The sequence below is a fragment of the Arthrobacter sp. Leaf141 genome, from assembly GCF_001424565.1.
Classification (GTDB): domain Bacteria; phylum Actinomycetota; class Actinomycetes; order Actinomycetales; family Micrococcaceae; genus Arthrobacter.
On the sequence record NZ_LMOL01000034.1, the window covers coordinates 11,171 to 36,471 of the forward strand.

30 protein-coding genes are annotated in these 25,301 nt (G+C 60.7%); 18 read left to right on the plus strand and 12 right to left on the minus strand.

Going from position 1 to position 25,301, the window contains the following annotated elements; translation table 11 throughout:
* Nucleotides 1-147: 147 nt before the first annotated feature.
* The 12 genes from ASF72_RS16650 (at nucleotide 148) to ASF72_RS16695 (ending at nucleotide 7,612) form a co-directional block, all read left to right on the plus strand.
* On the plus strand, nucleotides 148-477 hold the full coding sequence (locus ASF72_RS16650) for a hypothetical protein (RefSeq protein WP_056600707.1): 330 nt from the start codon (nucleotides 148-150) through the stop codon (nucleotides 475-477).
* Nucleotides 458-769, plus strand: coding sequence for a hypothetical protein (locus ASF72_RS16655; RefSeq protein ID WP_235504757.1), 312 nt, complete (start codon nucleotides 458-460; stop codon nucleotides 767-769). Before ASF72_RS16650 ends, ASF72_RS16655 begins: the two co-directional genes overlap by 20 nt.
* Nucleotides 756-1,190: a hypothetical protein gene (locus tag ASF72_RS16660; protein WP_235504758.1), complete on the plus strand. Its 435-nt coding sequence runs from the start codon at nucleotides 756-758 to the stop codon at nucleotides 1,188-1,190. Before ASF72_RS16655 ends, ASF72_RS16660 begins: the two co-directional genes overlap by 14 nt.
* A gap of 4 nt (nucleotides 1,191-1,194) precedes the next feature.
* A complete protein-coding gene (locus ASF72_RS20725; RefSeq protein WP_164468855.1) occupies nucleotides 1,195-1,338 on the plus strand; it encodes a hypothetical protein in 144 nt (47 codons plus the stop codon).
* A gap of 1 nt (nucleotide 1,339) precedes the next feature.
* Nucleotides 1,340-1,750, plus strand: a complete 411-nt coding sequence (locus tag ASF72_RS16665; protein WP_056600710.1) for a LexA family protein — start codon at nucleotides 1,340-1,342, stop codon at nucleotides 1,748-1,750.
* 472 nt (nucleotides 1,751-2,222) lie between these two features.
* Complete coding sequence (locus ASF72_RS21290) at nucleotides 2,223-2,540, plus strand: heavy-metal-associated domain-containing protein (RefSeq protein WP_056600712.1); 318 nt, start codon at nucleotides 2,223-2,225, stop codon at nucleotides 2,538-2,540.
* A 69-nt stretch (nucleotides 2,541-2,609) separates the two neighbouring features.
* Complete coding sequence (locus ASF72_RS16675; protein ID WP_056600713.1) at nucleotides 2,610-4,775, plus strand: heavy metal translocating P-type ATPase; 2,166 nt, start codon at nucleotides 2,610-2,612, stop codon at nucleotides 4,773-4,775.
* 82 nt (nucleotides 4,776-4,857) lie between these two features.
* Entirely contained in the window at nucleotides 4,858-5,325 is a 468-nt protein-coding gene (locus ASF72_RS16680) for a hypothetical protein (RefSeq protein ID WP_056600715.1), read from the plus strand.
* 144 nt (nucleotides 5,326-5,469) lie between these two features.
* Nucleotides 5,470-6,102 (plus strand): DUF305 domain-containing protein, encoded by a 633-nt coding sequence (locus tag ASF72_RS16685; RefSeq protein WP_050686510.1) that lies wholly within the window; start codon nucleotides 5,470-5,472, stop codon nucleotides 6,100-6,102.
* A gap of 80 nt (nucleotides 6,103-6,182) precedes the next feature.
* Nucleotides 6,183-7,061, plus strand: a complete 879-nt coding sequence (locus tag ASF72_RS16690) for a F510_1955 family glycosylhydrolase (RefSeq protein WP_050686544.1) — start codon at nucleotides 6,183-6,185, stop codon at nucleotides 7,059-7,061.
* Between the two features lie 78 nt (nucleotides 7,062-7,139).
* A complete protein-coding gene (locus tag ASF72_RS20440; protein WP_157371034.1) occupies nucleotides 7,140-7,304 on the plus strand; it encodes a hypothetical protein in 165 nt (54 codons plus the stop codon).
* Complete coding sequence (locus ASF72_RS16695) at nucleotides 7,301-7,612, plus strand: alkylmercury lyase (protein ID WP_050686508.1); 312 nt, start codon at nucleotides 7,301-7,303, stop codon at nucleotides 7,610-7,612. The genes ASF72_RS20440 and ASF72_RS16695 overlap by 4 nt, the downstream gene beginning before the upstream one ends.
* Nucleotides 7,613-8,021: 409 nt before the next feature.
* Here ASF72_RS16695 and ASF72_RS16700 read toward each other — a convergent pair whose 3' ends face one another.
* The gene (locus ASF72_RS16700) at nucleotides 8,022-8,744 is read right to left on the minus strand and encodes a hypothetical protein (RefSeq protein ID WP_157371035.1); all 723 of its coding nucleotides are present in this window, start codon (nucleotides 8,742-8,744) and stop codon (nucleotides 8,022-8,024) included.
* A gap of 513 nt (nucleotides 8,745-9,257) precedes the next feature.
* Here ASF72_RS16700 and ASF72_RS16705 point away from each other — a divergent pair.
* Nucleotides 9,258-12,467 (plus strand): RHS repeat domain-containing protein, encoded by a 3,210-nt coding sequence (locus tag ASF72_RS16705; RefSeq protein ID WP_235504759.1) that lies wholly within the window; start codon nucleotides 9,258-9,260, stop codon nucleotides 12,465-12,467.
* A gap of 710 nt (nucleotides 12,468-13,177) precedes the next feature.
* Here the strand turns inward: ASF72_RS16705 and ASF72_RS16710 are convergent.
* Nucleotides 13,178-13,738, minus strand: coding sequence for a recombinase family protein (locus ASF72_RS16710; protein WP_056600719.1), 561 nt, complete (start codon nucleotides 13,736-13,738; stop codon nucleotides 13,178-13,180).
* A 262-nt stretch (nucleotides 13,739-14,000) separates the two neighbouring features.
* On the opposite strand from ASF72_RS16710, the gene ASF72_RS16715 reads away from it, so the two are divergent.
* Complete coding sequence (locus tag ASF72_RS16715) at nucleotides 14,001-14,636, plus strand: hypothetical protein (RefSeq protein ID WP_157371037.1); 636 nt, start codon at nucleotides 14,001-14,003, stop codon at nucleotides 14,634-14,636.
* A 795-nt stretch (nucleotides 14,637-15,431) separates the two neighbouring features.
* Here ASF72_RS16715 and ASF72_RS16720 read toward each other — a convergent pair.
* The gene (locus ASF72_RS16720) at nucleotides 15,432-15,917 is read right to left on the minus strand and encodes a hypothetical protein (RefSeq protein WP_056600724.1); all 486 of its coding nucleotides are present in this window, start codon (nucleotides 15,915-15,917) and stop codon (nucleotides 15,432-15,434) included.
* 339 nt (nucleotides 15,918-16,256) lie between these two features.
* Here ASF72_RS16720 and ASF72_RS16725 point away from each other — a divergent pair, with 339 nt between their 5' ends.
* Nucleotides 16,257-16,718 carry a hypothetical protein gene (locus ASF72_RS16725; RefSeq protein ID WP_157371038.1) on the plus strand — a complete coding sequence of 154 codons (462 nt, stop codon included), beginning with the start codon at nucleotides 16,257-16,259 and terminating at the stop codon, nucleotides 16,716-16,718.
* A 103-nt stretch (nucleotides 16,719-16,821) separates the two neighbouring features.
* Here the strand turns inward: ASF72_RS16725 and ASF72_RS16730 are convergent, their stop codons facing one another.
* The 4 genes from ASF72_RS16730 to ASF72_RS16745 form a co-directional block, all read right to left on the minus strand.
* A complete protein-coding gene (locus ASF72_RS16730) occupies nucleotides 16,822-17,400 on the minus strand; it encodes a recombinase family protein (RefSeq protein WP_056600728.1) in 579 nt (192 codons plus the stop codon).
* A gap of 887 nt (nucleotides 17,401-18,287) precedes the next feature.
* Nucleotides 18,288-18,563, minus strand: coding sequence for a hypothetical protein (locus ASF72_RS20445; protein ID WP_157371039.1), 276 nt, complete (start codon nucleotides 18,561-18,563; stop codon nucleotides 18,288-18,290).
* 180 nt (nucleotides 18,564-18,743) lie between these two features.
* Nucleotides 18,744-19,274, minus strand: coding sequence for a hypothetical protein (locus ASF72_RS16740; RefSeq protein ID WP_056600733.1), 531 nt, complete (start codon nucleotides 19,272-19,274; stop codon nucleotides 18,744-18,746).
* A 206-nt stretch (nucleotides 19,275-19,480) separates the two neighbouring features.
* Entirely contained in the window at nucleotides 19,481-19,831 is a 351-nt protein-coding gene (locus ASF72_RS16745; protein ID WP_056600856.1) for a DUF2750 domain-containing protein, read from the minus strand.
* A 231-nt stretch (nucleotides 19,832-20,062) separates the two neighbouring features.
* On the opposite strand from ASF72_RS16745, the gene ASF72_RS16750 reads away from it, so the two are divergent.
* Nucleotides 20,063-20,596 (plus strand): ankyrin repeat domain-containing protein, encoded by a 534-nt coding sequence (locus ASF72_RS16750; RefSeq protein ID WP_056600735.1) that lies wholly within the window; start codon nucleotides 20,063-20,065, stop codon nucleotides 20,594-20,596.
* Between the two features lie 81 nt (nucleotides 20,597-20,677).
* Here the strand turns inward: ASF72_RS16750 and ASF72_RS20450 are convergent, their stop codons facing one another.
* Entirely contained in the window at nucleotides 20,678-21,271 is a 594-nt protein-coding gene (locus tag ASF72_RS20450) for an SMI1/KNR4 family protein (RefSeq protein ID WP_157371040.1), read from the minus strand.
* Between the two features lie 163 nt (nucleotides 21,272-21,434).
* Here ASF72_RS20450 and ASF72_RS16760 point away from each other — a divergent pair, with 163 nt between their 5' ends.
* Nucleotides 21,435-21,950: a DUF4265 domain-containing protein gene (locus ASF72_RS16760; RefSeq protein WP_157371041.1), complete on the plus strand. Its 516-nt coding sequence runs from the start codon at nucleotides 21,435-21,437 to the stop codon at nucleotides 21,948-21,950.
* A gap of 112 nt (nucleotides 21,951-22,062) precedes the next feature.
* Here the strand turns inward: ASF72_RS16760 and ASF72_RS20455 are convergent, their stop codons facing one another.
* The 3 genes from ASF72_RS20455 to ASF72_RS16770 all read right to left on the minus strand — a co-directional run bounded on the left by ASF72_RS20455 (nucleotide 22,063) and on the right by ASF72_RS16770 (nucleotide 23,752).
* Complete coding sequence (locus ASF72_RS20455) at nucleotides 22,063-22,896, minus strand: hypothetical protein (RefSeq protein ID WP_157371042.1); 834 nt, start codon at nucleotides 22,894-22,896, stop codon at nucleotides 22,063-22,065.
* 73 nt (nucleotides 22,897-22,969) lie between these two features.
* On the minus strand, nucleotides 22,970-23,224 hold the full coding sequence (locus ASF72_RS16765) for a hypothetical protein (RefSeq protein WP_157371043.1): 255 nt from the start codon (nucleotides 23,222-23,224) through the stop codon (nucleotides 22,970-22,972).
* A 63-nt stretch (nucleotides 23,225-23,287) separates the two neighbouring features.
* Nucleotides 23,288-23,752: a hypothetical protein gene (locus ASF72_RS16770; RefSeq protein ID WP_056600743.1), complete on the minus strand. Its 465-nt coding sequence runs from the start codon at nucleotides 23,750-23,752 to the stop codon at nucleotides 23,288-23,290.
* Between the two features lie 249 nt (nucleotides 23,753-24,001).
* Here ASF72_RS16770 and ASF72_RS16775 point away from each other — a divergent pair, with 249 nt between their 5' ends.
* Nucleotides 24,002-24,397: a DUF5956 family protein gene (locus tag ASF72_RS16775; RefSeq protein WP_235504768.1), complete on the plus strand. Its 396-nt coding sequence runs from the start codon at nucleotides 24,002-24,004 to the stop codon at nucleotides 24,395-24,397.
* A gap of 53 nt (nucleotides 24,398-24,450) precedes the next feature.
* On the opposite strand, the gene ASF72_RS16780 is transcribed toward ASF72_RS16775, so the two are convergent.
* Entirely contained in the window at nucleotides 24,451-24,855 is a 405-nt protein-coding gene (locus tag ASF72_RS16780) for a VOC family protein (protein ID WP_056600748.1), read from the minus strand.
* Between the last annotated feature and the right edge of the window lie 446 nt (nucleotides 24,856-25,301).

Sequence of the window (25,301 nt, forward strand, 5' to 3'; positions counted from 1 at the left end):
AACAGGCCCCCACTCCCCCAGGGAATGGCCGGCCCCCGTGGGCGGTGGTTGTCGGTGCCTGGGTGCAGGATGAAGCAGTAAGATTTATTCGAAGCTGTCTTCGTATAGCTAAGAGTGTCGTTAGTCGAAGTGTTCTAAAGGTGTGGTATGGACCGTGACCAGCTCAAACGGCTGCAGGCCCGGTACGCCCGGCGGGCCGGCCCGATAGGGCTGACCCCCGAAGAACTGGACCTGGACAACGCCCCGATGCAGGTCGATGTCCATGGAATCCCGGTCAAAGCCTGGATCCGGTTCCAGGACTGCTCCGAGCTCATCGAGGGCCTGGCGCACACGTGGACACAGAAAGCCGTGCAGGTGTCCTGGATTGACGGGCCGCTGCGCCGCTCGACGTGGGTGTGGGCCTCGGCCGTCACCCGCACCACGACACTTGAGCGAACTCTGGGAGAGAGAACACAACGTGACAGCAGTACAGACTGAAGCCCCCCTCGCGGCCGCGGTGGACGTCCGCTTCACCCTCGACGGCACACCCCTGGCCGTCAGGTACGACGGGCATATCTGGGCCGTCGCCGCGGATCCGGTCCGCTGGTTCGAGCGTGAATCGTGGTGGGAAACCCAGGCCCGCGTCCCGGTCGGCGCGGCCGTGGTGGATACAACCGTCTGGCAGGTCCAGGTGAGGATCAATTCGAGTTCTCCGCTGCGGACCATGCAGCTGCGCCAGCCGGCGATGACCGATCACTGGATCCTGGCCTCCATCGATGACGCCACTTAACCCCTCCACGACCCAGGGCCTCGTGTACGGGCAGGCGATCCCGCCGGCGATGTGGGAGGGGATCCGTACGGAGTACAGCCTTCCCACCCTCGCCCAAGTGCGAGCCCGCCTGACCTCGATCCACGCGGACCCCGAACCGGTCATGCGTCAGCTCGTGCGGATCTTCGTCGGGGACGAGACCCTGTGCCCTGGCTACCAGTTCACCGACACCCTGGAAGTGAAACCCGCCGTTCTGGCCCTGTTTGCCAGGGCGATGGAGTTGCGGATCGCTCACAACTACTTCAGCGCCTGGATGGCTACACCGTGCCCGGAGCTGGAAGGCCGGCGCCCGGTGGATCTGCTCCATGGCCCCACTCCCCCGCTCCTGCACGCTTTGGAGCGGTTTGGCGCATCAAAGAAACCAGCCACGAAGCTAAGGTGAAAACGTGGAATTAACAGGCACCATCGAAGCCCCGGATGGGTCCCACGATCACGTCACAGCCGCCGGCGACACGTATGACGTGGCCCTCTCAACGCTGCGTGAACGGGTCCCGGAGGGACACCGGCTCATCGTGATCCGCACGAACTGACATGACCTCCCCGGAAAACCCTGAGTTCACTCCGGTCCCGGAATCGCTTCTGCCCACAGGGTTCCCCTCCCCCGCACAGGACTACTTTTCCGGCCGGATCGATCTGAACAAAGCCTTGATCCCCAACCCGGCCAGCACCGTCATGATGAACGTGCGCGATAACGCCATGAACCTGGACGGAATCTGCACCGGTGATGAGATCCTGATCGACCGCGCCGGCACACCACACCACGGCTCCGTCGTGGTCGCCACCATAGACGGCGGCGAAATCCTCATCCGCCGACTCCGCCAAACCAACGACCACGCCTGGCTCGAAGCCTCAAACCCTGACGTTCCGCCCACGGAAATCTCAGACGGCACGGACCTGCAAATCCTCGGAGTCGTCACCCGCACCCTCCACAGGATCCGGTAGCGAATCACAGCGAAGGGAGTACATGGGCATGGACCCACGCACTCCCTTCTTCTGTGTTGTTGGATAGCGGCCAACGACATCAGTATGTCGCAGAAGATAGGCGACTCGTCGGCCGGCCACTTCGTTACCCGCCCTTCAGGTACTGGTACAACTCGCGATGACAACAGAGCCCAAACTGCCTTACGTTCCTCATCCAGATTGACAGGCCCGTTGGCCAGTGTTTCGAGTGCCAGGTCAGGGGGTGGACGGCGGTTCGTTCTTGCCGTTCAGGCCGGAGCTGAGGACTTGTCCATTGCCGACGAAGATTCCTGCGCCGCACGTTCTCATTGGCACTTGCTCAATATACCCCAGGGGGGTATATTGAGGGTGTTGTCAGTGAAGTGGTATGTCCCGGCCGGTGCCCGCACCGTCTTTCACAGCCGTTCAATCCCAGCGCCCATCGATCCTTCATCTTCAAGGAATGGAAACTGACATGTGTGGAACTGAAAACCGTACCGAGCTGCCCCTCGCTTCAGCCGCTGGAGGTTGCAGCTGCTGCTCAACGGAAGCCTCTTCGGTATCCTCCAAGACCACCGGCGTAAGTGCTGGCGAATTCGCTGTGGAGGGTCTGACCTGTGGGCATTGTGTGCAGACCGTCGAGAAGGCCGTCTCCGCCCTTGAGGGTGTGGAGTTCGCCTCTGTTGACCTCGTTCCGGGCGGCCGTTCCCGGTTAATTGTCGGCGGCGCAGCCGACAGTTCCGCTGTGCGTGAGGCTGTTATCTCCGCCGGCTACACACTCATCAGCAACTGACCTCTCCAGCCTCCCCTGGCAGCGAGTCTGCCGGGGAGTAGTGTGGAGTCTCCTCTTTAAGGAGGAACCATGGAAGACCACACCAAGCACCACGGCGACGGCCCCGCAGGCCACCACGCCGGGCACGCGCCCGTCACCGAGTCCAACAGCGCTTCCCCTTCATCGGCCACCGCCGTCGCGCTTACCGAGCACAGCCACGGCCACCACGAGGTCCATGGCGGCCAGGATGATCACGCCGTCCACACCCATGGCCAGCACGCCGGGCACAGCACGGCAATGTTCAAGAACAGGTTTTGGCTTACCCTGGCCCTGTCCGTCCCGGTCGTCTATTTCAGCCCGATGATCGGGCACATCCTGGGCTACATGGCGCCGGTATTTCCCGGGTCCGCCTGGATCCCGTCCGCCCTCGGCACCGTGATCTTTTTCTATGGCGGGCTGCCGTTCCTGAAGGGCGGATGGCAGGAGCTGAAGAGCCGCCGGCCAGGCATGATGCTGCTGATTGCGATGGCCATCACGGTCGCGTTCGCCGCGTCCTGGGTCACCAGCCTTGGCATTGGCGGGTTCGATCTGGACTTCTGGTGGGAACTGGCCCTGCTGGTGGCGATCATGCTGCTGGGCCACTGGATCGAAATGCGCGCCCTCGGCTCGGCGCAGGGCGCACTTGATGCCCTCGCCGCGCTGCTGCCGGACGAGGCCGAGCGGGTCACTGACGCCGGCACCGAAACCGTCCCGGTCTCGGAACTCCGGGAAGGCGACACCGTCCTGGTCCGCTCCGGCGCCCGGATGCCCGCCGACGGCAAAGTAGTTGACGGGCAAGCCGAATTCGACGAGTCGATGATCACCGGTGAATCCAAAACGGTCCCCCGGGGACCGGGAGACGCTGTCGTGGCGGGAACCGTCGCTACGGATAACAGCGTCAGGGTCCAAGTCACAGCCATCGGGGACAACACTGCACTGGCGGGCATCCAACGGCTTGTTGCCGAAGCGCAGGCATCCTCCTCCAAGGCCCAGGCCCTCGCGGACCGGGCCGCGGCCTTCCTGTTCTACTTCGCCGCCGGCGCAGGCGTCATCACGTTCATCATCTGGACGCTGCTCGGCAGCGTCCCGGAAGCGGTCACCCGCACCGTCACCGTCCTGGTGATCGCCTGCCCGCACGCCCTGGGCCTGGCCATCCCACTGGTCATCGCCATCTCCACCGAACAGGCAGCCCGCGCCGGGGTGCTGATCAAGAACCGGATGGCGCTCGAACGGATGCGCACCATCGACGTCGTCCTGTTCGATAAGACCGGCACTCTCACCACCGGCGAGCCGGACCTGAAAGACATCGCGGCCGTCCCCGGTCAGAACGCTGATGCGCTGTTGGCCCTTGCCGCCGCCGTGGAGTCCGACAGCGAGCACCCCGTGGCGCGAGCCATCGTCCGGGCGGCCAGGGAACGGAACCTGAGCATCCCCCAAACTGCTGACTTCAGTTCGCTGACCGGGCGGGGCGTGCGCGCCACCGTGGCTGGCCGTACCGTCCATGTCGGCGGCCCGGCGCTGCTGCGCGAACTCGGCGCCACCGAACCGGCAGACCTGGCCGAATCCACCAGCGCCTGGATGAGCCGCGGAGCAGCAGTACTGCACGTCATCGACGGACACCGGATTCTCGGGGCGGTCAGCCTGGAGGACAGCATCCGCCCCGAATCCCGTCAGGCCGTCGCAGCGTTGCAGAACCGCGGCGTGAAGGTCGCCATGATCACCGGCGACGCCCGCCAGGTCGCCCAGGCAGTGGCCGAAGACCTGCGTATTGATGAAGTGTTCGCCGAAGTCCTGCCCGCTGACAAGGACAAGAAAGTCGCCGAGCTCCAGGCCCGCGGCCTGAAGGTCGCGATGGTCGGCGATGGGGTGAACGACTCCCCGGCACTGGCCCGCGCCGAAGTCGGCATCGCGATCGGCGCCGGCACGGATGTGGCCATGGAATCCGCCGGAGTAGTGCTGGCCGGCAACGATCCCCGGGCCGTGCTGTCGATGGTGGATCTGTCCCGGGCCAGCTACCGGAAAATGTGGCAGAACCTCATCTGGGCCACCGGCTACAACGTCCTGTCCGTGCCGTTGGCAGCCGGTGTCCTGGCCTTCGCCGGGGTCGTGCTGTCCCCGGCAGCCGGGGCTGTACTGATGTCGGTGTCCACGATTGTGGTGGCCCTGAACGCCCAGCTGCTGCGGAGGGTGAAACTCAATCCCTCCCAGGTGCGTTGAACAAGAGGCTATGACCGGCAGGAAAAACTACTGCCGGTAGGCTCAAGACCCTGAACAACCTGCACGGAAGGGAGGAACCGTTGTGATCGCACCATCCTGTGCTCCCCTCACCACGTTCCTCCTTCGTGCAGGCTTCCTGACGGCGGCCCTTGCCATCATTGCCGGTATTTTCGGCATGCACATCATGACCGGGGCGCACCACGTGGGCGCCGCGCACACCATGCCGGCAGCAGCCGGCCCCACGGTGCACTTGGAAAGCCTTCCCTCCAGCCACTCCCATGAAATGGGCGCGTCACCGAACGGACTGACCGTCACCCAGGCAGTCACTGGGTCGTCGTCTTCCTGCGCCACTTCAGGTTCCTGCCCGGAGATGTCTGCCGGGGGTAATGCCTGCGTGCTGGCCCCGGGAAACACAACACTGACCGCCCCTGCTCCCGGAACAGCGCCCTACGCGCTTCCGGACTTCGGGCTGGCTGCTGCAGCGCCCATCAACTACTCCTACTCGCCGGACAGCCCCTCACCCGGTGAGCTCTGTATCAGCCGGACGTAAACCAGCACTGACGCCCGCCGTGCCCTGCCCGGCCCACCGTCCAGCCACTTCCGAACGCATAAGACGAGCCCTACGGGGCCGTCACCACATGCAGTCCAAAGGCGCGCCCATGCGCCGCTGATACTTTTGAGGACACTGATTTCCATGAAAAAGACCCTGACCATTTCCGCTGCCGCCATCGCCGCAGCCATCGCCCTCGCCGGCTGCTCCGCCGGCTCTGATGCCGGAAGTTCGGCAACCAGCATGCCCGGCATGAACCACGGCGGTTCGGCAATGCCATCACCTTCCGGCCCGACAACATCAGCCGCGGCAGGGTTCAATGATGCCGACACGATGTTCGCCCAGATGATGATCCCTCACCACGCCCAGGCCGTGGCCATGAGCGACATCATGCTCAAGAAGGAAGGTATTCCTTCCGCGGTGACCGACCTGGCCACCAAGATCAAAGCAGCCCAGGGGCCGGAGATCGAGAAGATGACCGGCTGGCTGACAAGCTGGGGACAGCCCACCCAGATGCCCACCGACATGCCCTCGGCTCACAGCATGGAGGGCATGATGGGCGATGACGACATGGCAAAGCTTGAGACCGCTCAAGGCGGGGAGGCCGCGAAGCTGTTCCTGACCCAGATGATCGCCCACCATGAAGGCGCCGTCATGATGGCCAAGACCGAAACCACCGATGGTGAGAACGCTGACGCTGTCCAACTCAGCAAGGACATCGTCAGCTCCCAGGAAGCCGAAATCCAGGAAATGAAGGACCTGCTGGCCACCCTGTAGCCAGCACACCAGCACGGTGCCGGCCCCACCCCTGGGGCCGGCACCCCCACACATTTCCCGGACCACCTTTGGAGTTCTCCGTGTCCCTGCACCTGTTGAACCGAGGACGTTCCGCCGCTGGACTCTCCGCGGCGACCGCCCTCCTGCTCACCCTGTCCGCTTGTACCTCCGGCACACCAACCGCCACCACACCCACTACTGCCGCGGCCGGCCTGCCCAGCTCGCACGTCCACGGCCTGAGCGTGAATCCCGAAACAGACCGGGTCCTGTTGGCTACCCACGATGGTCTTTTTGACGTCGCCAAGTCTCCGGCCACCAAAATAGGTGACACCAAAGACCTGATGGGCTTCACGGCAGCAGCTGACGAGGGCGTGTTCTATGCTTCCGGGCACCCGGGCCCCGGCTCAGATCTACCCAACCCCATGGGCCTGATCCGATCTGTGGACGGCGGAAAGACCTGGCAGCAGCTCTCCCGCCAAGGCGAATCGGACTTCCATGCCCTCGCCGCAGGCAGGTCCGGAATCGTCGCCTACGACGGGTCACTGCTGACCAGCCCGGACGGGAAAACCTGGTCCGCGGCCACTGCCGGATTTGTGCCAGCCGTTCTCGCCGGAAACCCGGAAACCGACACTGTTCTGGCCACCACCGAAGATGGGTTACAGCGCTCTACCGACGGCGGGAAAACCTGGAAATTGATTACTACAGCCCCCGTCATCCGATTCGTTGCGTTCGCCAGCGGCAGCGAAGTCGTCGGCATCGAACCCGACGGTTCGGTCCAGTACTCATCAGACGCCGGAAGCACCTGGACCCAGTCAGGCCACATCGACGGGCAAATTCAAGCGATCACCGCCGTAAAAAGACCAGACGCAAAACCATCGATCTGGGCTGCCACCACTGAAGGGCTCGTTGTATCCCACGACGGCGGTGAAGTGTTCCAGGCCCCTGCCGCTAGCCAGTGACCACGGCCGACGCCTGCACCTGATGATCAGGGCAATATGGGCTACCCACTGAGGAAGCATCAGAAGAGAATCTGGTTCGTGGATCAGCTGACGCTGCGTGATGTGGTGGACTGGAACGCGCTGGAGGCCCGGCTGCAAGGCTGCCCCGGCCTGGAACGCCGGGTTTGTCCGTTCTGGAAGGCAGCAAGGAACCGCTCAACGAAGCAGAACAACTGCCCCAAGATTAGGAGAATGAAATCATGAGACTCGAACTTCTGCACATCGATGGATGCCCCAACTCGAACCGAGCACACGAACGCCTGAACGAAGCGCTGGTCCTCCTGGGACGGAGCGAAGTCAAGGTGGACATGCGGCTACTGACCACGCCCTCGGACATCGCGGGCAGCGGATTTGCCGGCTCACCGACCATCACCATCAACGGGGCCGACATATTCCCTGGCGGGGCTGCGGCTGATGAACTCGCCTGCCGGGTCTATCAAACACCCCATGGCCTCTCCGGACTGCCAACCCTGGATCAGCTAATCGAGGCGCTCAGGAACCATGGCCTCTGACAGCCAACACACCTGCACCTGTTGCGGTAGAACCATGAGCCGCAGGAAACTCCACGCCCTCGGCACGACACAGACCTACATTTGTCGGCGATGCGGCCTATGGATAGCCCTCAGGCTTCGGTCCGACCCGCCCTTAGCCGGGTAAACGCCGAAGGAACGCGTCATCCCACCAAGCCGTCTCATTACCAAGGCACTGAGACGATCGGCCGGCTACGACTCTCGTACCAGGTGATGTCAGGAAAACCATAGAATTTCGCGTCACATGGCCGTCTCAAAATTTATTCCAAAACACCCGACTCAAAATGCTCTGACACGAAGTGCGTCGGCCCGTTCAGGTGAGAGCTCTTCGCCTGCCTTGCCAGTAGGCTGCTGCACCAGAGACCCCTGGATTTGAGCGCAGTAGTGTTGGTTAGCCGTGGGCGAGTACGGTGTCGATGAGTTGGGCCAGTTCGGGTGCGTCGTTCGGGGTGACCGCGGGTCCGACTTTCACTGCTGTGGCCGCCAGGGTGCCTTTGATGCCCGTCATGGTCAACGTTGTCTGGGTTTCCCCGGTGGCAAGGGTTTGTTTGCCGAGGGCGCCGAATGATTGGTCTCCTGTGGTTTTCACGTCTGTTTGTTGGATCTCGGTGGTGATCTTCTGCCCGCCAAGTTCGATCGTGAAGTTGCTGCACGTGGCCACGGCGTTCTTGGACGCTTCGAGCTGATCGGCCATTTCCTGGGCGTTTTTGAGGGCAATGACGGTCACCACGATTGATGTTTTTGCTTCCGCTGACACGGTGGTCCCGGCAGCGTAGGTGCTGTCCTCGGGGACCTGGGCGTTGCTGTCGGAAAGGGCCTTGCACTCGGGCGGGGTAAACACGGCGGTCTTCAGCAGTTCCTTGGCTTTGATGATGCCCTGGTCGATCTGCGCCGCGGGAACCACCGTCAGTGGGCGGCCCTGGGCGTCCTTCAGGGTGGCCAGCACCGCGCTGAGGTCCGCATCCGTGTAGGTCTTCGCGGGGCTGGGTTCCGGGCTGGATGATAGTTCCGGTGCAGCGGAGGTTGCCGGTGTTGTTCCGGTGCCTGTTCCACACCCTGCAAGGGCTAGGAGTGCGGTCAGAGCGAGGGTTGTGACTGTAGTGCGCCTTTGCATGGACTGATCCCCTTCAGTTCGCCGGCCGCCCCGAGTTTCGGGGCATGTCCCGGAACCGTAACCCTGGGGGTTCCTGCCCCAGGCTGATACGGCCGTGCTGCTCACGCACGGAAGCGGCCGGGCGGGTCTGACCCATCCGTGCCAATGCTGCCTGGCGCGATAGGACCAAGCTATGCGGCCAAATCTCAAACCAGGCACAGTAATCAGTACCTGCTTTCTATCCCAAGCACTACTCCCCCGGCAGTGCGATGGCGCCAGGTTCGCGGCGAAGAGAAGGAGCCATCGGCTGTGACAAAAGCTGTCAGTAAGCTTACTGTTTTTTGTCGTGGGCGTTTATCTATTCAACGCATGTTCTGCCCCGTACCGTGAGCGTCATCACACTTTTCCGAGTCGGGAGCAAAGATGCTTATTGGGGGCCGGCGCACAGCGCCACGGAACCATTCACATCAGCAAGCCGGCGGCCATGTGCCGCCGGCTTCGTTGTACCGTGGCGCAGTCGCCGGGGCCCTGGGGATGGCGTTGCTGCTCGCAACGGCCGGCCCCGGCCTGGCAGCGATCCCGGCAGCAAGCACCGGGACGCAATCCACGATCGGGAAGCTCGGCAGCAGGCCCGGTGCGACCAGGCTGCCGTTGCCGATCAATGACCAGGTCGGCGGCTCGGTTGATGTCGGCACCGGGAACCTGGCGCTTTCGATCACCGGGCTCTCCCTTCCAGGGATCAACGGGGACGTGCCGTTGGGTGTGGTGTTCAACTCCCAGTCCACGGACACAACCGGCGGAGTCGCCGGACCGCGGTGGAGCCTCGCCGCCGGGTCGGCAGGAACACTCTCGTCTACCTCGTCCGGGGTCCTGTACACGGCCGGGGATGGATACTCGGCCCTTTTCACACCGGTATCCGGGTCCACAACAGCGTTCACGTCCCCTGCCGGGGTGAAAGCCGATTTGGAGCGAACCCTTAGTCCTTCGCTTGGTTACAAGCTGACCTCCCGAACTTCAGCTACTGTTTCCTGGTTTAACGATGACGGGCAAAACACCCTAGTTGAGGACCGGAACGGTAACGACACGGCCTATACCTGGGCGTCAGGGAAGATCACGAAGGTCACCTCGCATAAGGGCCCGTTAGGGGCGCGGAGTGCGAACCTGACCTACGACTCCCTGGGCGATTTGTCCGGGTTCACGCAGACCAGCGGCACCTCCACCCGGGCGGTCTCTTTCACTCGTGACGGGGCAGGGAATCTGGAGTCCTTTACGGACTTCGCGGGCAAGACCACAGATTTCGCGTACACGAACAGCCGGATCACCACGATCACTCCCCCGACCGGCGGGGCAACAACCATAGCCTACGACACGAACGGGAAGGTCACCCGGATCACGCGGGCGAACGCGAGCAGCGGATCCCCCGGCAGCTCGGTCACCCGCCTGACCTACCCCTCGGCTACGCAAACACTGATTGCCGGCCCGAACACCGACCTGGCCGTCGCTGTAGCAACCGGCCCACGCACCACCTACGCCCTCACGGCTGACGGGCGGGTTACCCAGGCCACCGATCCGGAAGGGCGGATCCGGTCCGGGACCTACACCGGGGACTTCGACACCCTCACCGCCACCCAAGGGACCGGCACCACCTCAGGGACGACCACCAACACGTTCGGGGCAAACACCGGGGAATCGGTCACCAAATCCCAATCGCAGACCGGGGCGGCATCCCAGGCTGCCTATGGAAACACCGCCGCGAACACGAAGTATCTCGCCACCTCCAGCACGGACGATGCGGGCAACCAGTCCCTCTACACCTTCAACGGTGCGGGGAACACTCTCACCTCCACCGATGCCATGGCCGCAGCGGCAACGTTGACTTACAACACCAACGGGACCGTCGCCACCGCACTGGCGCCGGGCAACGGAACAAACAAGACCCTGTACACATACGAATTCGGCCAGCTCAAGACTCTGACTCCCGTCACGGGGTCCTCTCTAGGCGCCAGGGCATTCACTTACGATGATTGGGCGCGGCCTAAGACTGCCACTGACGGCCGGGGCATCACCCTGACCTACACCTATGACGCTGTCGGCAGGTTGACCGGCACGTCCTTCTCCGGCACCACCCCTGCGGTGAGCTACACCTATAACGACAATGGCCAGCCTTTGACCCGGGTCGATGCGAACGGGACCACCACTTTCACCTATGACCAGATGGGCCGGTTGACCTCGCGGGTCAACACTGCCGGCGGCGGGACCATCTCCTACGGGTACGACAAAGCCTCCAACCTGGTCTCCACTACCGACTCCCGCGGCACCACCACCTACACCTTTGATACCTCCGGGGTCATGGAAACCCTCGTCTACCTCATCGACGGGGTCCAGAAGACCCTGGCCGTCGCCACCGATGACCGCGGCCGCCGCACCGACACCTGGCTCCAGGCCTCCCCCGCCCGCACGGCATGGAAGGCCAAGAGCCACACCGACTACGACCGCTCCGGACGCGTCACCCGCGTCACCGCCAAATCCGGTGAAGGCGACACCGACAACACCACCGTCATGGACCTCTCCTACTGCTACGCAGCAGGATCCACCGCACCGATCTGCTCCACCACCGCCACAGCGGACCGGTCAAAGATCCAATGGGTCAAAGACAACATCAGCGGCGCCGTCACCACCTACACCTACGACGCAGCAGGCCGACTCACCAAAGCAGTCGTCACCGGTTCAGCCCCGGCGACGTACACCTACACGTACGACTCCCGCGGGAATAGGCTCACCGCCAACGGCGGGACCGTCAACAACCAGTCCTTCACCGTGAACGCCGCCAACCAGATCACCTCCACCAACTACACCTACGACGGCGCCGGGAACCTCACCAAAGACCAAAACGGTACCTACGCCTACAACGGCGCCGAACAAATGACCTCGATCACCAAGGGCGGGACCACCCACAACTACACCTACGCCGGTACCTCCCAAACCGAAGTGCTCTCCCAGAACACTCCAGAAGGGAACTACCAGATAACCTACGGACGTACCGATGCCCAGGGTTTGCCCATCATTGAGCAGTACAAGAAGGACACCCTCACCGCCTACGTCGAACACGACCCGATCACCGGCGAGCCGCTGATGCTGCGCACCAGCTCCGGCATGCAGTCCCTCTACCTCTACGACGGCACCGGCAACCCCGCAGCCCTGGTCACCAGCGCCCCCACCACCGCATTCTCCTACGACTACGACCCCTACGGCGTCGCCATCCTCGACGAAGACTCCGGCGGCCTCGGAACCTCCCAAAACCCGTACACGTTCAAAGCCGGCATCAAGGACCGCACCACTGACTGGGTCAAGTACGGCCAGCGTTGGTACGACCCGACCACCGGACGCTGGACCCAACAAGACACCCTCGACTCACCCCTCGACCCCAAGAACGCCAACCGCTACGCCTACGCAGCCAACGACCCCATCAACAACGCCGACCCCAAAGGGCTGGCGACTTTCGGCGACTACGCTGGAGGTTGTTTAGTAGGGGCAGCTGGTGATGCCGCGATTGCTCTAGGCGTTGGCGCAGTCACTGGTGGAGCAGGATTGGTCGGAAAACTTATATACGGGTGCGCGATCGGTATGTTGCCGGTTTTGGCTGGAGACGTCGCACCGCCGGAACAAGAGGCTGCCGTTGCTGGCGGGGCTGGCTTCATAGACTTCCTTGGCGATGTCGCTGAGGTCTTTGGAAAGCTAAGGTGAATTATGTGGACCTATAAGAAACGCTCACGGATTACTGCTCTCTTCATGGCGCTAACCGTTGTGGGAATCACAATTTTCGGCATCTACCTAGGCGCGTGGCAAGTCTTCCTTATAGCTGGCCTCGCACTCGTAGGAACGATCGTCTATTGGGTGGGACAAGAACGAGAACATCGCGGTGAGCCATAATTTGCACCTGTCGGCAACACACACCAACCGAGTCGTCCAGCGCTACTAGGTCCAGAGCACAGCCTGCGCGGACCCGCGTCGCCAGCTTCTGGCCGGCAGGTAGCTGCTACCGGTCGCGTCGGCACCCACGGAAATCACCTCCTCGCGCTAGCACGGAAGACGGCAGCGGACAGATGAAGCACTCCGGGCGAGGCGTAGTCCGTGTTCACGATCATCCTGCTGATTGCTGTTGTCTTGAGCATTTTCGAGAGTGACTCACAGTGGCAGGCCACTGCTGCGGCAGTCATAAGCGCTGTGTGCGCATTTGGGTGGGGTAGCAGCGCGAGCAACCATTCCAAGCCACTCCGAAGCGACCCACTACCGCCGCTGTAGGCCTGCTTCGACAGCAGATAGAGCTGAGCTCCCAGGAGCAGCAAAGGGAGTGAACGGGTATGAACCCGTTCACTCCCTTCATCTGTGTTGTTGATAGCGGCCAACGAGAACAGTATCTCGCAGAAAAATGGGGACTTCCCTCGAATAACCGCTTAGGTGCCCGATTTCAGGTACTGGTACAGCGTTTCCCGGCTGATCCCGAATTCTCGGGCGAGAGCGGCCTTCTGCTCCCCCGCCGCTGCCCGCGCCCGGAGGGTATCGGCCCGTTCGGGTGAGAGTGCTTTGGCCCGGCCGCGATAGACGCCCCTGGTCTTGGCCAGGGCAATGCCTTCCCGCTGCCGCTCCCCTATTAACGCCCGCTCAAACTCAGCGAAGGCGCCCATCACGGAGAGCATCAGGTTCGCCATCGGTGAGTCCTCCCCCGTGAAGCTGAGATTCTCCTTGACGAACTCGATCCGCACTCCCTTGGCAGTGAGCTTCTGCACCAGGGCCCGGAGGTCATCCAGGTTCCGGGCAAGCCGGTCCATGCTGTGCACCACCAACGTGTCACCCTCACGGATGAACTTCATCAGCTCCACGAGCTGGGGACGCTTCACATCCTTCCCGGACGCCTTATCCGTAAAGAGCCGGTCCAACTGCACCCCTTCAAGCTGCCGTTGGGTGTTTTGATCCAGGGTGCTGACCCTGATGTATCCGATTCGCTGCCCAGTCATCCCAATTCCTGCCCGTAGTGTCAGGATGGAATCTAAGACCCGGGCAGGTAACTGTCAAACTAGGCGAAGAATGACCCTAATCTGACATGCGGGACATCCGGGTCCTGACGTCAGTTTGGGGTACACCCCAAATCAACGTCCCGACCAGGATGAGTGCCGGCGTGACTCGTAGAAGTGGCGCCTTCCAGGACATTGCCTTGTAAATCCCTGTGAGTAAGAGGACCATCAGTGTTCCCAGGCACCTCGGACGTTGGAGGATCACATGTTTGCTGGTTTCCGCTCTGTACAGGTAATGCCCCACCGGAAAAGACGCGGCCTGGTGCAATGCGGCGTCATAGCCGTTTTGAGCATGTGTGGAGCGATCGCCTTCCCCGCAACCGCTGCGAACGCCGGTCCGATTGTCGACTCGTCAGACTTCGTGCCAGCGCCCCCGCAAGGAGCGGTGTGCCGTGAGCACGGGACGTCAGTCCTGTGCCGGACCCGCTTTTCCTTCATCGAGGACGGCACGCCAGCTTTCGAGACCCCGTGCGGATGGATTTACGAGAACTCCGAGATGCCTCGGGACATTTACACCGAGTACGTCGGCGGTCTACTGGTTGGCCGGCATGTCACATCTCGCGTGAACGGAACCTGGTCTTTGTCGCCCACAGGCAGTGAACCCACCGTGCGGATCATCGGAGGCTGGAACTGGCGGACTGAACTCGCTGTGCCCGGCGACGAGTCCACCGCGATGATTACAACGCATGGCAATCAACTTAAGATCAGCGGCGGCCTGTCCCGGTACGCCAACATATCCGGGATCTTCTACCCCAACGAGGATTATCACGGTGTCCTCATCTTCAGCATTTTCGATTCGGTCCAGGCCCAAGAAGCGTTGTGCGATGCCCTGACAGGTTGAATCACAGCACCTCAGTGAGACAACAAACCGCTTGTACCGACCACGAGGGGCCGGGTTGAAAACCAGGGCTGAGAGGTTCAGATCCGGCAGAGACCTTGAGTTGCGGAAGATTCCCGGGCAGGTGAAGCCATAACAAGCCCGTGCACTCAGTTTTCACTAAGGGCAGTCAAAGTCATGCAGTGCCGGCCAGACAGGGTCGGATCCGTACAGCTGCAAAAGCGCACCGTCGTTGTTCCACGTGAATTCATAGGTGCCGGAAGCAACTGGCCGGTAGCCGTCATCAGAGGTCCAAGAACTAACAGACCTTCCAAAGCCACCAAAACCCGCCGCATACAAGTCACCGCCGCCGGCAAACAAGAATGAGTGCTCTCTCACTGCGGCCTGGCAGAAGCCGGGCCCCTGGGGACGCAAGACAGAATAGGTTGCACCAAGATCGCCTACCCCACTGATTACGCTGTACACGCCGACCAAAACTGCGAGGCCCGCCCACAGTCGCGAACCCCTGGGGGTTGACCCTTGCGCATCCGGGGAAGCCTTCCGACGGTGACGTGCAGCAATACCAACGACTGCGAGTACGAGCGAAAGCACAAGCAGCGAGGCGCTAAGAACCCACCCTGGCACCACTAAAACACCCCACACCAAGACGACACCCAGCATGCCACCCACCATGGCCACAGCTGCCAGGAACAGGCACAAGCGGGCAGCCTGATCGATGCGATCTGCCCCCCATCGCTCTATGCCTGAACGATTGCCACGATGAGCTCATCAAACCATCGTGCCACCTGGACTCTGTCCCTATATCCGGCCTGCGGTGAGATCAGGGTCAGCATCAATATCCGCGCCGTCGTCCTTTGGCACAGTCATGGACGGTGCCGGCTCTTTCTCGGATGGCCACAACGATCGCCAGATGAGGACCCCTGCCCCGGACAGGACCACCAGCGCGCCAAGCCAACTCCCCCACTTCAGCAACGCGCCCCACCTGGCCCCAGCCGGCGCCGTGACCTCAGCGTCAGTTTTCGGCCCAACCTGCCTCAGTCGCTCCTGAACCCGGGGCGTCAGCGTTTCCACACCACCGGCCATATCGTCAGCCAGACGCCGCAAAAGCACCTGAAGGCGAGGGGACGCAGTTTCAATACCGGCATCCAGTCCCACCACCGCCCTTTGAAGTGCTGCCTGCACCCCCGGCGTGGCCCACTCCCTGCCCCTGGCCACATGGGCCGCGAGGTTTTCCAGCAAACGGTGGAGTTGCTCGGGTTCAGTTAAAGATTCTGCGGTGCGCATGGGTGCCTCCTATATGCGATGGATGCCAACAGCCTACGACTGCAGCCCCCCTGTAGACAGGCCACATCGCCTGACCCATCCGAGAGGTGGCCCAGGTTGCTGAACCGGGCTGGCCCCTCGGGACTGTCCTTATCGCGTCCACCCGGCAGGTAAGCGCGTCAACACCAGAGAAACTTGTTGCAACTTTGCGGGTAATTGAGGGCAGACTCTGAGAAGTCTCATGAAGGATGGGTCCACAACCTGATGCTGGCAGTCAACGCACGGCACCGGGTTTCGATCGTTAGGGCAACGATGCTCATGAACTTAGTCCCGGAGGAAAAGGGCAACCTCGGAGCCCGCATGACCGTCGGCATCCAGGGATCGTTCGGAATTCTGCACTACGCACTTCTGGCTTTCATGTCGACCTCGCCACCACCCCACAGCCAGGAACCCCGTGCCCACCACGGTTCCTCGCTGACTAGGGATCTGCTCGAACGGGGCTTCAGGCCGGCGTGCAATGCTGACTATGAAGACATGGTCCTTAAAGCCCAACCCGCTGACGGCAGTATCCAATGCCACGCATCCACCAACGGCCTCATCTCATTGCATCTCGATGACGACCCCGTATGGTCAAGGCAATACGATCCCAATGACCCCGAAACTGCACTCTGGATCAGAGCAGCACGAACCAGGGAAGTGACCGTCGTCGGTGGTGACAATCTTCAGATCAGCAACGAAGACATTGACGTGCGAACCGCCGCAAGCAAAGGATCGCTGGTGACCGCCAAAGTTCCGACCGTATGGATTGGCCAGCCGAACTGACTGACGAGCAAGGGTGCCATAAAAGCGATCACAAAATGCCGCCAGTTATCAACGCGTACACCACAGGGTTACGACGATAAATGGGCGCTTCTTGGGTGCAATTTCAGCTGAGCGGAATTGGTGTTGCTCTCTGGAGGGCGCGGTAGACCGTCGAACGGGCAACGCCGAAGAGCTCGGCGATCTCGGTGGTGGTGTGTACCCCTCCCTGGTGGAGGCTCACCAAGTGCGCTTCCTGGGATTTCGACAGCTTAGGCTGCTTTCCTCGCAGCCGGCCCTTGGCTTTCGCCACCGCCATTCCTTCCCGCGTCCTGGCACGGATAAGGTCCGCTTCAAACTCGGCCACCATGCCCAGGACGTTGAACAGCAGCTTCCCCACCGGATCATGAGGGTCATAAACACTCCCGCCCAGATTGAGAGCAACCCCTTTGCGGGTGAGCTCATCCGCGATATCCCTGGCATCAGGCAAGGACCGAGCCAGGCGGTCAAGCTTTGTCACTACAAGGGTGTCCCCTTTACGGCACGCTGCCAGGGCTTTGCCCAGACCGGGCCGTTCACGCTTGGTGCCGGTGAACCCGTGGTCGACGTAGATAGCGTCGGGATCCACGCCGGCGGTCGCGAGAGCGTCCCGCTGCGCGGTCAAATCCTGGGTGTTGGTGGAAACGCGGGCATAACCAATGAGCATAAAGTCGAGTGTAGCGTTTAGGGTACCCTCACCGGGCAGTTTTGCGGGCGGGTCTTACGGGAATCCGGAACCCCCGGAAAACCGGCAGTTTTGGTGCACGAGAAATTGTTCGCCATCACGGCCGGTGGAGGACCGGCTTACGGGCACAAGCCAACGGAGCATCTCGAGACGTAGTATCACCTTTCATGATGGCCAGACAGAACCCGAGACCTTTCGAAGTTTCTCCTACCTCATGGCAGATAAAAATAGCTTTCTGGTTCGGTCTAGTTGCCTCCATCGCGTTTTGGTTCTTGTTTGTCGTCATCGTTTTCGACCGGGGTTTCGCCGATTCGCTGTTGGCTCTACCAGTGCCAATCCTTGCAACTTGGGGTACCCTCTCGGCCTACTTCAAGTACAAGCGACTCCTTGATGCCAGGAAGTCCACATAGGGTTTCGCTACCAGGCTCAAGTCGAGTCCAGTTTCTGCTGCTGGCATACGGTATGTCGGTCCCCAAACGGACGACTCTGAGTTTGTCCGTTTCCGCGGGGCGCTAAGCATGGTCTGATGGACGGATGAAGAACTGGGTTTGGGGCGTAACAGGAGTGGCTACGTTATGTATGGCTTTAGCGCTGATCGCTGTGGGTTTCCTCCAGCCTGGAGTCACATGCGCTGAAGACGATAGTTCCGCCGGCTGCCCGTCGACGCCTGGTCATGCAGTAATGCTGGGATCAGGCACTGTTCTACTTCCAACGGGTATCTTGTTTTTGATTCGATCAGGGAAACAGGAACGCCTGGCACCGGATTTGGTAGCTCCGTTCAAGTCGCGGACTGTTCAAGGTCGCCACGAGTGGCACGTTGATGGATCGTCTACCGGAACGCTGAAAGGGCACCAACTGCGCAGGAGATGCTAGCTCTTGTCAGAATCTTTGGAGTAGTTGGGCAGAGGGTTGCCTTCATCGTCGTAGTAGATGGTGGGACTTGGGTTTTTGCCGAGGATTTTTTCTCGGTATTTTTCTGTCTCGGCAGATTGCGCCGCACCCCAACCCGCACCAACGTATGCTCCAAGTCCAATAGCACAGACGAAGAAAGCTGTTGCCGCCGCGGCTGGTCCTCCGAGAAACGCGAAGAGACCGGTGACAGCCGCCAGAGCCGAAACTACGACCACCACTGTCGTTTTGGACATGCCTCGATCATAGGTTCGAAAGGCGAAGTTGTGGGGCTGCTGAACGCATCGTCCGCGCATCGCAGGCAAGAGAGGCCCGGGCGCTCCACTGGCCGAGTTTTAGGCCACTTACTCACGTATCCGGTAGAGGACTCCTCATCGAACAGACCGCAATAGCTCCAGGTCTTCGTCCATCTTCTTTTATAAGTAGGGCCGTGTGGCCTCGTGGCTCAGCCTCGGCAATTCAGACTCCCACTCAGGATCTGTGCTGGAGATGACGCGGGTGATCTGCATCAGACCATCCTTATCCCGCCGCATATCGACAGCGACGACATCCTCGGTTGCAATCTTTCTGCATATGGCAGTGATTACGTCCAAGGGAAAAAAGTAGACGTGTTTATGCCGTTCGTGCTCTGATGCCACGAACGCGCCGTTGAAGTAGCGCAATCCACCTCGTATCGTGCCGTCTTCTTCCTCGACCGGGTCGATGATGTCGTCGAAGCTGTGTATGAGTATGTAGCTGTGAACGAGTTGGTTGCAGAAGTGCCCGAGCGTTATTTGGGACCGTACTGGCGCATCGAGTGCGTAATGCTTGTCAATATCTTCTTTGTTGTACACGTCAGGAATAACTCCCATGCGGGGATACCGGAGAACGGGTACTTGGGCTGCTACCAGGCTGTCGGAGAGCTTGCGGGCCTCTGTGAGGCGGCGGATCGCGTAACCAGCCAGCATCAGGTCCTTCTCTGTGCGAAAAGTGCTGCGGTCCGACCAACTCTCTTGGCGAGATTTCCGTTCAAGGCGACTTGCGATGCGAGCAAGCTCTACACGCCATGGAATCGAGTCTGAAATCACCACTTCAGCGTATCGGAACGCGACCCGCTTCATACGACGTCCGGTAAAGCATCCCCTAAGAACAGACCGGCTGGCTTCGCTGGGCCCTATTCCCTGGCATCCAGTCCAGCGCGGACCTCAAGTGGGTGCATGTCATAACCAGTTGCTCGAACGCCCGACCAGTTCAGTCCCACGAGAATGCCATCTCGGTCGAGTCCATCAATCCACCGCGTGCGCCACACGGCGAGGGGAATCGCCTCTACTTCGAAGTCCCGATACACCGAAACGCTGCTGATGACTTTCTGAGCCCTACTTCGAAGCGACCAGAACGGCATGCTGCGTTCGCCGTCTCCATTGACGGGGGCAGGGAAACCACCCAAATCACGGATACCCCACACTTGTTGGTACAGGATGATCTCTTGGTAGAAACGGCTCGCCTGCGCCGCGCTAATACTCACAAGCACAGCCTATGACACTGCCTTCACCCGGCTCCGAGAGAAGATTCCGCGACCATAAGAGCAGACGAGAGTATCCCCATGGTGTCCTCCCCCTGGATCTCGTAGGGTCCGGTGGGTGTCGGCGTTCGGGGAGGAAATCCTAGACTGCTGTGCCTTGATGCGTGGCGTATGAAGCGCGGGACCTGGCGGGTGTAACTATCTGTTCATCGCAGATTATTGGATGCTTGAAACATGGCCCAGCGACCGGATGCACTGCACACTTTGGGATTCGCAGTGTGGAGTGACGACATCGCCCTCGTCCGCGAGCTGCTCGATGCCGGCACCCCGGTAGATGACTACGGCATCAACGACACCGCGGGCAAGACGCCGCTCATGGAGTCAGTCGATGAGATTGAACCCTTCTACGACTCAACCAGAGTCCTTCTGACTCGGCTTCTCCTATCGGCTGGCGCCGACGTTGACAGACCCGACAATTCGGGCCGGACAGCACTGCACTACGCTGTCGGCGCGGGCCGCGCCGCGGTTGAGCTTCTCCTGGCTGCGGGCGCGGATCCCAACGCTGCACGCGAAGGAGGGCTTGCCCCGCTGCACGAAGCCATTCTTCGTGGAAATGCCTCAGCCATCGAAGCCCTCTGCCGGGCCGGTGCGAATCGCGGGCTCCGGGAAAAGACAGGCCTTACCCCATCCGACCTCTTGACCGAGAACCACGAAGGCTTCACCCCTGTGGAACTGAATGCCGTGACCCTGCTACTTACATCCGAATAGAGCGTGCCAGGCAAAGCAATCCGTTGGATCAACGTTGAGGGATCCTCCACTGGGCATCGCCTCGATCGGGAAGCCAGGGACTCACATCGAATCAGCCCACCAAGGAATGTCCGAATTCAGCCGGGCGGCGACGATATTGAAGGCCTCGTCGTCCACGTCAACGTACCCGGTCTCATCGACAAAAATCGCGCCCGATTCAAAGGCCGCAGCGAACGTGTCAATCATTGCCGCGAGAGATCTGTACTCGACAGGGTGCTCCGACTCTTCAAGGCGGAAATGGCGGACAAACCGTGAGGGAGCATTGCCGAAGTCGATAACGTAGAAGTCCCCACCGCCGTCCGCGAACACAGGGAACCAGTTCGGGTTCCAGCGCGGGTCCTTTCTAAATACGGCATAGTTTGTGACAGCTTCGTCCAGTGATGGCAAATAAAAACCTGGTAGGAGCCACATGTCCCCCAAAAGTGCTGGCCCAGAACCCGCGCCTGATGTACCGTCGTGCCATTCATACAAGGCTTCGAGCTCCGGGCTGCACGGGAGGCCCTGCGAGGCCACAGCGTCCCTAATTTGGCTTATAGATATGCCTGGGTTCAGGAGTCCCCAAGCTGTAGGACCTTGACCAGCCTGCAGTACAGCGTCGAGTCGCTCAAGGGCGCGTTTGGTCAGAAGATCGCTCATAATCCATACGCTACTGTGCGAGGGATTCGTCTTGCGCGCCACCATCTACACCCATAGAAAAATTGAGACTCCCCCCGCTCAAGGACCCCTTACCGGGCGCCGCCGGGCAGACATACCCTGCGGCGCCAGTCTCGTAGCTATTTTCCTTGGGTAGTCTCAGCTCGTGACTGATTACCGGCAACACCCCAGCATCGTGGCGCACTGGCGTGACGTTTCGCTCCATCCCCTCCCAGAAGCTCAGGAAGCGCGAGAGACCATATGGTTTGCTATGCCCCCTGAACCTGACACGGAGCAGATGTGGGAGGGACTTCGGGCTCGCCTGGAAACGGACGGTACGGCGACAGTCCTGGGAGTCCCTGCGTATCTCTACGACGTCAACTTTGGCGACCGCGTGAGCGTGATGCGATCCGCTGAGAATGCGCTCGTTGCCACTGGCGTGGAGTGCGACGCTCTCAACTTCACCTTCAGAGTCCAACTGACTGCCGATGACCCGAACGCATGGCGCCCCCTGGCCGAGGAACTTGCCAAGAAGGGTTGCCTCCTCGATCTCATCTCTCCGCGGTTCTTCGCCATATCCTGCGGTGAGCCCCAAGCACAGGAAGTCGCCGACAGACTATCCGCATTAGAACGCACCGACATCCTTCATTATGAGACTGGTCGAACGCAACGGTTGGGGTAGACACCAGATAGACCGGGCGTCCGGTGAAGGATCGGCTTACGCGACACGTCCTGGACCGGTTTTGGTCTTGTCTGAGGCGCTTAGAAACCCACGGCCAAATACCTCGACTGCGCTATCCGCAGGCCCAATCGAACGTATCGGATTCCAGATCGAATTGAGCGTTTCCACCACCGCCGAAGTTGAGCCCAGAGATCTCTTCCAGTTCGAGGTACCAAGGAGTAAGCCCGGCAGGCATTGCCTGGACGGGAAAGGCAGTTCCGCCCAAGTGGCATCTGGCGAATAGGGGTTCTGCCCAGTCCGAGAGACTCCCCGCACCTGTTGACGGATGGACATACCCATCGGCGCCGACCTCATCGCCCCAGAGTTCAACAGGTGCCTTGCCAGCATTCGGATCGACTCGCGGAACCAACCAAATGTCCGTGATTGGTTCGACGTTGTCCCAAGCATTATTACCTTGTGATTCGTCAACATGCTCACCCTTGGCACGAAGATCGGGACGAGCTGCCGTCGGACCGGCAGCCAACTCATCATGCATGAGCCAGAGGATGGCAAATTCTCCGTCGATCAGGTCTCTGCGCCTAAGCAAACCTGGATGGTCCTCGGCTGCTGCAAGGTCGCGCAGGAATGGATCGGTTGATTCAGGGCTCGGGTCGGGATATTCGTCTCCCACCGCGAATTGGCCCTCACCAGCAAAAATCGCAATCCCTGGAAACTGGGGACCGCGGCGTTGGAAGTCTTCCGGTAGCCACAGCGTCAGCACATGCATCATAGGCAAACCAGTGTTGAGGCTTCGTGGCCAGTGTTCCCAACGAACGCCCGGACCATAACTTCCTGTCCACCCAGACGGCGGCTGGCTTGGCAGGGCACCTTCGGCAGTTCGTCCCGGTGCTTTGCCAATACCTGTGCCACAACGAAAGGCCAGATTCCAAACGATCATCTCGGTCATGGCACCACCATATGGCGTGAATGATCCAATCCAGACCTATAGGGCTCAAACTGCGTCCGGTGGAGGATCCCCCTTAGGACGTTTCGTTGGGCGGCTGGGGTTTTGTATTAGTCTTCTTTCGCTGGCCGAGCCATTCCTCGCGGTACGCGTCAACTTCGGCGGCTTTCTTATTGCCGAAATAGGCTCCGATCAATGGACCAAGTCCAGCCCCCAGGCCGATGAAGGAGTACTGCCACCCCTGGGTCAGCCCGATGGCACCGCCAAGTACGATCGATAACGCAAACGCGATGAGAAGGGACTTGCCCGTAACGGTCCTGTTCCGTGTCATCTCCGGATCATCCGTCAAATCTATCCATCCAACAAGAGGCTGCTGCCCGGTGGAGGGTCGGCGTCAAGAGAACGCGATGCTAAGGGCGATCAACAGGATCCCGGCGGAGAAGAACAAAATACAGAACCCAATTCCAAGGGCCTCCATCGCCTTGATCTGTCGTTGCGCTTCGCCCTCCTCGGGTCGGTTGCGGTTGAACATCGTCATGACGATCTGGTACTGATACTGCGCTATGTCCCTGCGGAAAATGAACCAAACCGCAGACAGGAGAACGGCTACAAGCCCAGCTGCACTAGCCTCTGCGGCCCCAAGGATCCGCAGAGGCCCGTATACGGCAAGCCAATAAATGCCCGCGGCGGCTGCCACGCACAAGGCAAACTGAATCAGGCGCCGTTGACCGAACGCCGGACGTGAATCCGTCCATCCGAGCTGGCTTGTCCTGCGCTCAACCGTGCGGATCCAGAGGAAGGTCGCTACGCATCCGCCAACAAAGAACAACCCAAAAGCCACCATCAACAGTTCACGCATAATCCAGACATTATCCTGACCGCTGACACGGCCGACAGGGCCTCGACCAGCCACAACAGCGGTGCATGGGCTGGCATCATGGTGTCCGTTCAAGGATCCTCTACCGGACGCCTGAGAGGTGCCGGAGGGGTTTTGGATCTGGGCCCGCCAACTGCAGTAGTACTGAGTATTAGATAGCACTGAGCAAGCCAGTACTCCTAAGGAGATGCCGTGTGGGAATGTGTTGATATAGCCCAGCCGGCAACGGACGTGTGGGCTGAGTTGGCCGAAACGGGTTGGGACGCGATCATTGCTTGGTCTGCCGGGGCCCAGAATCTAGGCCGGCTTCTTAGTTCTGATGCTGGGCGCACTGTCTCTGTTGTCTGCACTCGAGGCGGAGTGGCTGAGCGTTTCGAAGAATCCTTCACGGAGAAGGATCGACAAATGGTGGACGATGATGTCAATGAGTATCTGGCCGCTGCAGAAATTCCGTCGAGGCCGCAGGGTTACCGCTGGTTTCTTCGCGTACCCTCCGCTTACCACTCGGCGGACGCGTTTCTTAGAGACGTCCACGCGGCCGTGGTCACTGCCGAGAGCGGCGGACCAGGACATCCTGCTCAATTGCGCCCTATCGTTGAAACCGTTGTCCAGCGGTTCTACACGTAGACATCCTGCGTGTCCCTTGTAAGGATCCTTGAGCGGACGCGTGCCACATCCGTCTAGGTGGTTGCCACAAGTTCGAGCTCGAATCCATCAGAATTTGCGAGGTAGGCAGCGTAGTGGTCTGGGCCGCCGGCGTGCGGGTACTTATCTTGGAACAACTGCACCCACCCGTGACGATGGCTCTGCTCGACAAACTCGTCGAGCTCTTCTTTACTGCCGGCATGGAATGCGAGGTGGTTGAGCCCTGGCAGCGTGCGTTCGTGTTCTGAGCTGGTCATGGCCGGTGATTGCTCAGCAACGATGTAGGTCGGGCCGAGCCGCCAGCTGATTCCTGTGGCCCAGCTCTGGTAGATGGAGTATCCCAGGCCCGCCAATACCCAGCCCCATTCCTGCTTGGCCCGAAGGAGGTCGGGTACCCATAGTTCGATATGGTGCAAGGTCCCTTTGGAGTCGCTGTTCACGAAGCTGAGTCTTGCATACGCCAGATCATCGTCACTCGTTTTTCGAACACTGCGGAAGTGTCCGGTGAAGGACCGGCGTACCCGCGCGGGGCCGCGCCACTGGGTTTGGTTAGGCGTCAGGGGACACGATTGAGAGTTTTCCGCTGCTCAAAAGCGGCGCCACGCAGTCTGCAATGCGGACAGCATCCGTTTCAGACGCTCCAGCTTTCAGCCGAAAACCAAGTAGGGAGGACGGCATGTCCGCGCTTTGCACAGCTGACTCCACGCTTGGATCGTCCTCGCACTCAGCTAGCGACGCGAAGATGGTGTCAGTTACGCCTACGCCCCATCGATCGTCTGCAGAAGCAATACGCGGGTAATCCCTCGGATCGGACGGTGCAGCGCAGGAGGCCAGCAGCAGAACAAGCGCTGGCATTAAAAGCATTTTTCGCATTGCCCCCCCCCCC

What these genes read in the sequence shown, in the direction of transcription:
- ASF72_RS16650 (WP_056600707.1), top strand. Translation starts at nt 148, where the DNA reads ATGGACCGTGACCAGCTCAAACGGCTGCAGGCCCGGTACGCCCGGCGG.
- ASF72_RS16765 (WP_157371043.1), bottom strand. Translation starts at nt 23,224, where the DNA reads ATGACACGGAACAGGACCGTTACGGGCAAGTCCCTTCTCATCGCGTTT.
- ASF72_RS16705 (WP_235504759.1), top strand. Translation starts at nt 9,258, where the DNA reads ATGGCGTTGCTGCTCGCAACGGCCGGCCCCGGCCTGGCAGCGATCCCG.
- ASF72_RS16750 (WP_056600735.1), top strand. Translation starts at nt 20,063, where the DNA reads ATGGCCCAGCGACCGGATGCACTGCACACTTTGGGATTCGCAGTGTGG.
- ASF72_RS20455 (WP_157371042.1), bottom strand. Translation starts at nt 22,896, where the DNA reads ATGACCGAGATGATCGTTTGGAATCTGGCCTTTCGTTGTGGCACAGGT.
- ASF72_RS16710 (WP_056600719.1), bottom strand. Translation starts at nt 13,738, where the DNA reads ATGACTGGGCAGCGAATCGGATACATCAGGGTCAGCACCCTGGATCAA.
- ASF72_RS20450 (WP_157371040.1), bottom strand. Translation starts at nt 21,271, where the DNA reads ATGAGCGATCTTCTGACCAAACGCGCCCTTGAGCGACTCGACGCTGTA.
- ASF72_RS16660 (WP_235504758.1), top strand. Translation starts at nt 756, where the DNA reads ATGACGCCACTTAACCCCTCCACGACCCAGGGCCTCGTGTACGGGCAG.
- ASF72_RS20445 (WP_157371039.1), bottom strand. Translation starts at nt 18,563, where the DNA reads ATGTCCAAAACGACAGTGGTGGTCGTAGTTTCGGCTCTGGCGGCTGTC.
- ASF72_RS16725 (WP_157371038.1), top strand. Translation starts at nt 16,257, where the DNA reads ATGACCGTCGGCATCCAGGGATCGTTCGGAATTCTGCACTACGCACTT.
- ASF72_RS16700 (WP_157371035.1), bottom strand. Translation starts at nt 8,744, where the DNA reads ATGCAAAGGCGCACTACAGTCACAACCCTCGCTCTGACCGCACTCCTA.
- ASF72_RS21290 (WP_056600712.1), top strand. Translation starts at nt 2,223, where the DNA reads ATGTGTGGAACTGAAAACCGTACCGAGCTGCCCCTCGCTTCAGCCGCT.
- ASF72_RS16695 (WP_050686508.1), top strand. Translation starts at nt 7,301, where the DNA reads ATGAGACTCGAACTTCTGCACATCGATGGATGCCCCAACTCGAACCGA.
- ASF72_RS16685 (WP_050686510.1), top strand. Translation starts at nt 5,470, where the DNA reads ATGAAAAAGACCCTGACCATTTCCGCTGCCGCCATCGCCGCAGCCATC.
- ASF72_RS16675 (WP_056600713.1), top strand. Translation starts at nt 2,610, where the DNA reads ATGGAAGACCACACCAAGCACCACGGCGACGGCCCCGCAGGCCACCAC.
- ASF72_RS16720 (WP_056600724.1), bottom strand. Translation starts at nt 15,917, where the DNA reads ATGCGCACCGCAGAATCTTTAACTGAACCCGAGCAACTCCACCGTTTG.
- ASF72_RS16770 (WP_056600743.1), bottom strand. Translation starts at nt 23,752, where the DNA reads ATGCGTGAACTGTTGATGGTGGCTTTTGGGTTGTTCTTTGTTGGCGGA.
- ASF72_RS16740 (WP_056600733.1), bottom strand. Translation starts at nt 19,274, where the DNA reads ATGCTGGCTGGTTACGCGATCCGCCGCCTCACAGAGGCCCGCAAGCTC.
- ASF72_RS16730 (WP_056600728.1), bottom strand. Translation starts at nt 17,400, where the DNA reads ATGCTCATTGGTTATGCCCGCGTTTCCACCAACACCCAGGATTTGACC.
- ASF72_RS16715 (WP_157371037.1), top strand. Translation starts at nt 14,001, where the DNA reads ATGTTTGCTGGTTTCCGCTCTGTACAGGTAATGCCCCACCGGAAAAGA.
- ASF72_RS16665 (WP_056600710.1), top strand. Translation starts at nt 1,340, where the DNA reads ATGACCTCCCCGGAAAACCCTGAGTTCACTCCGGTCCCGGAATCGCTT.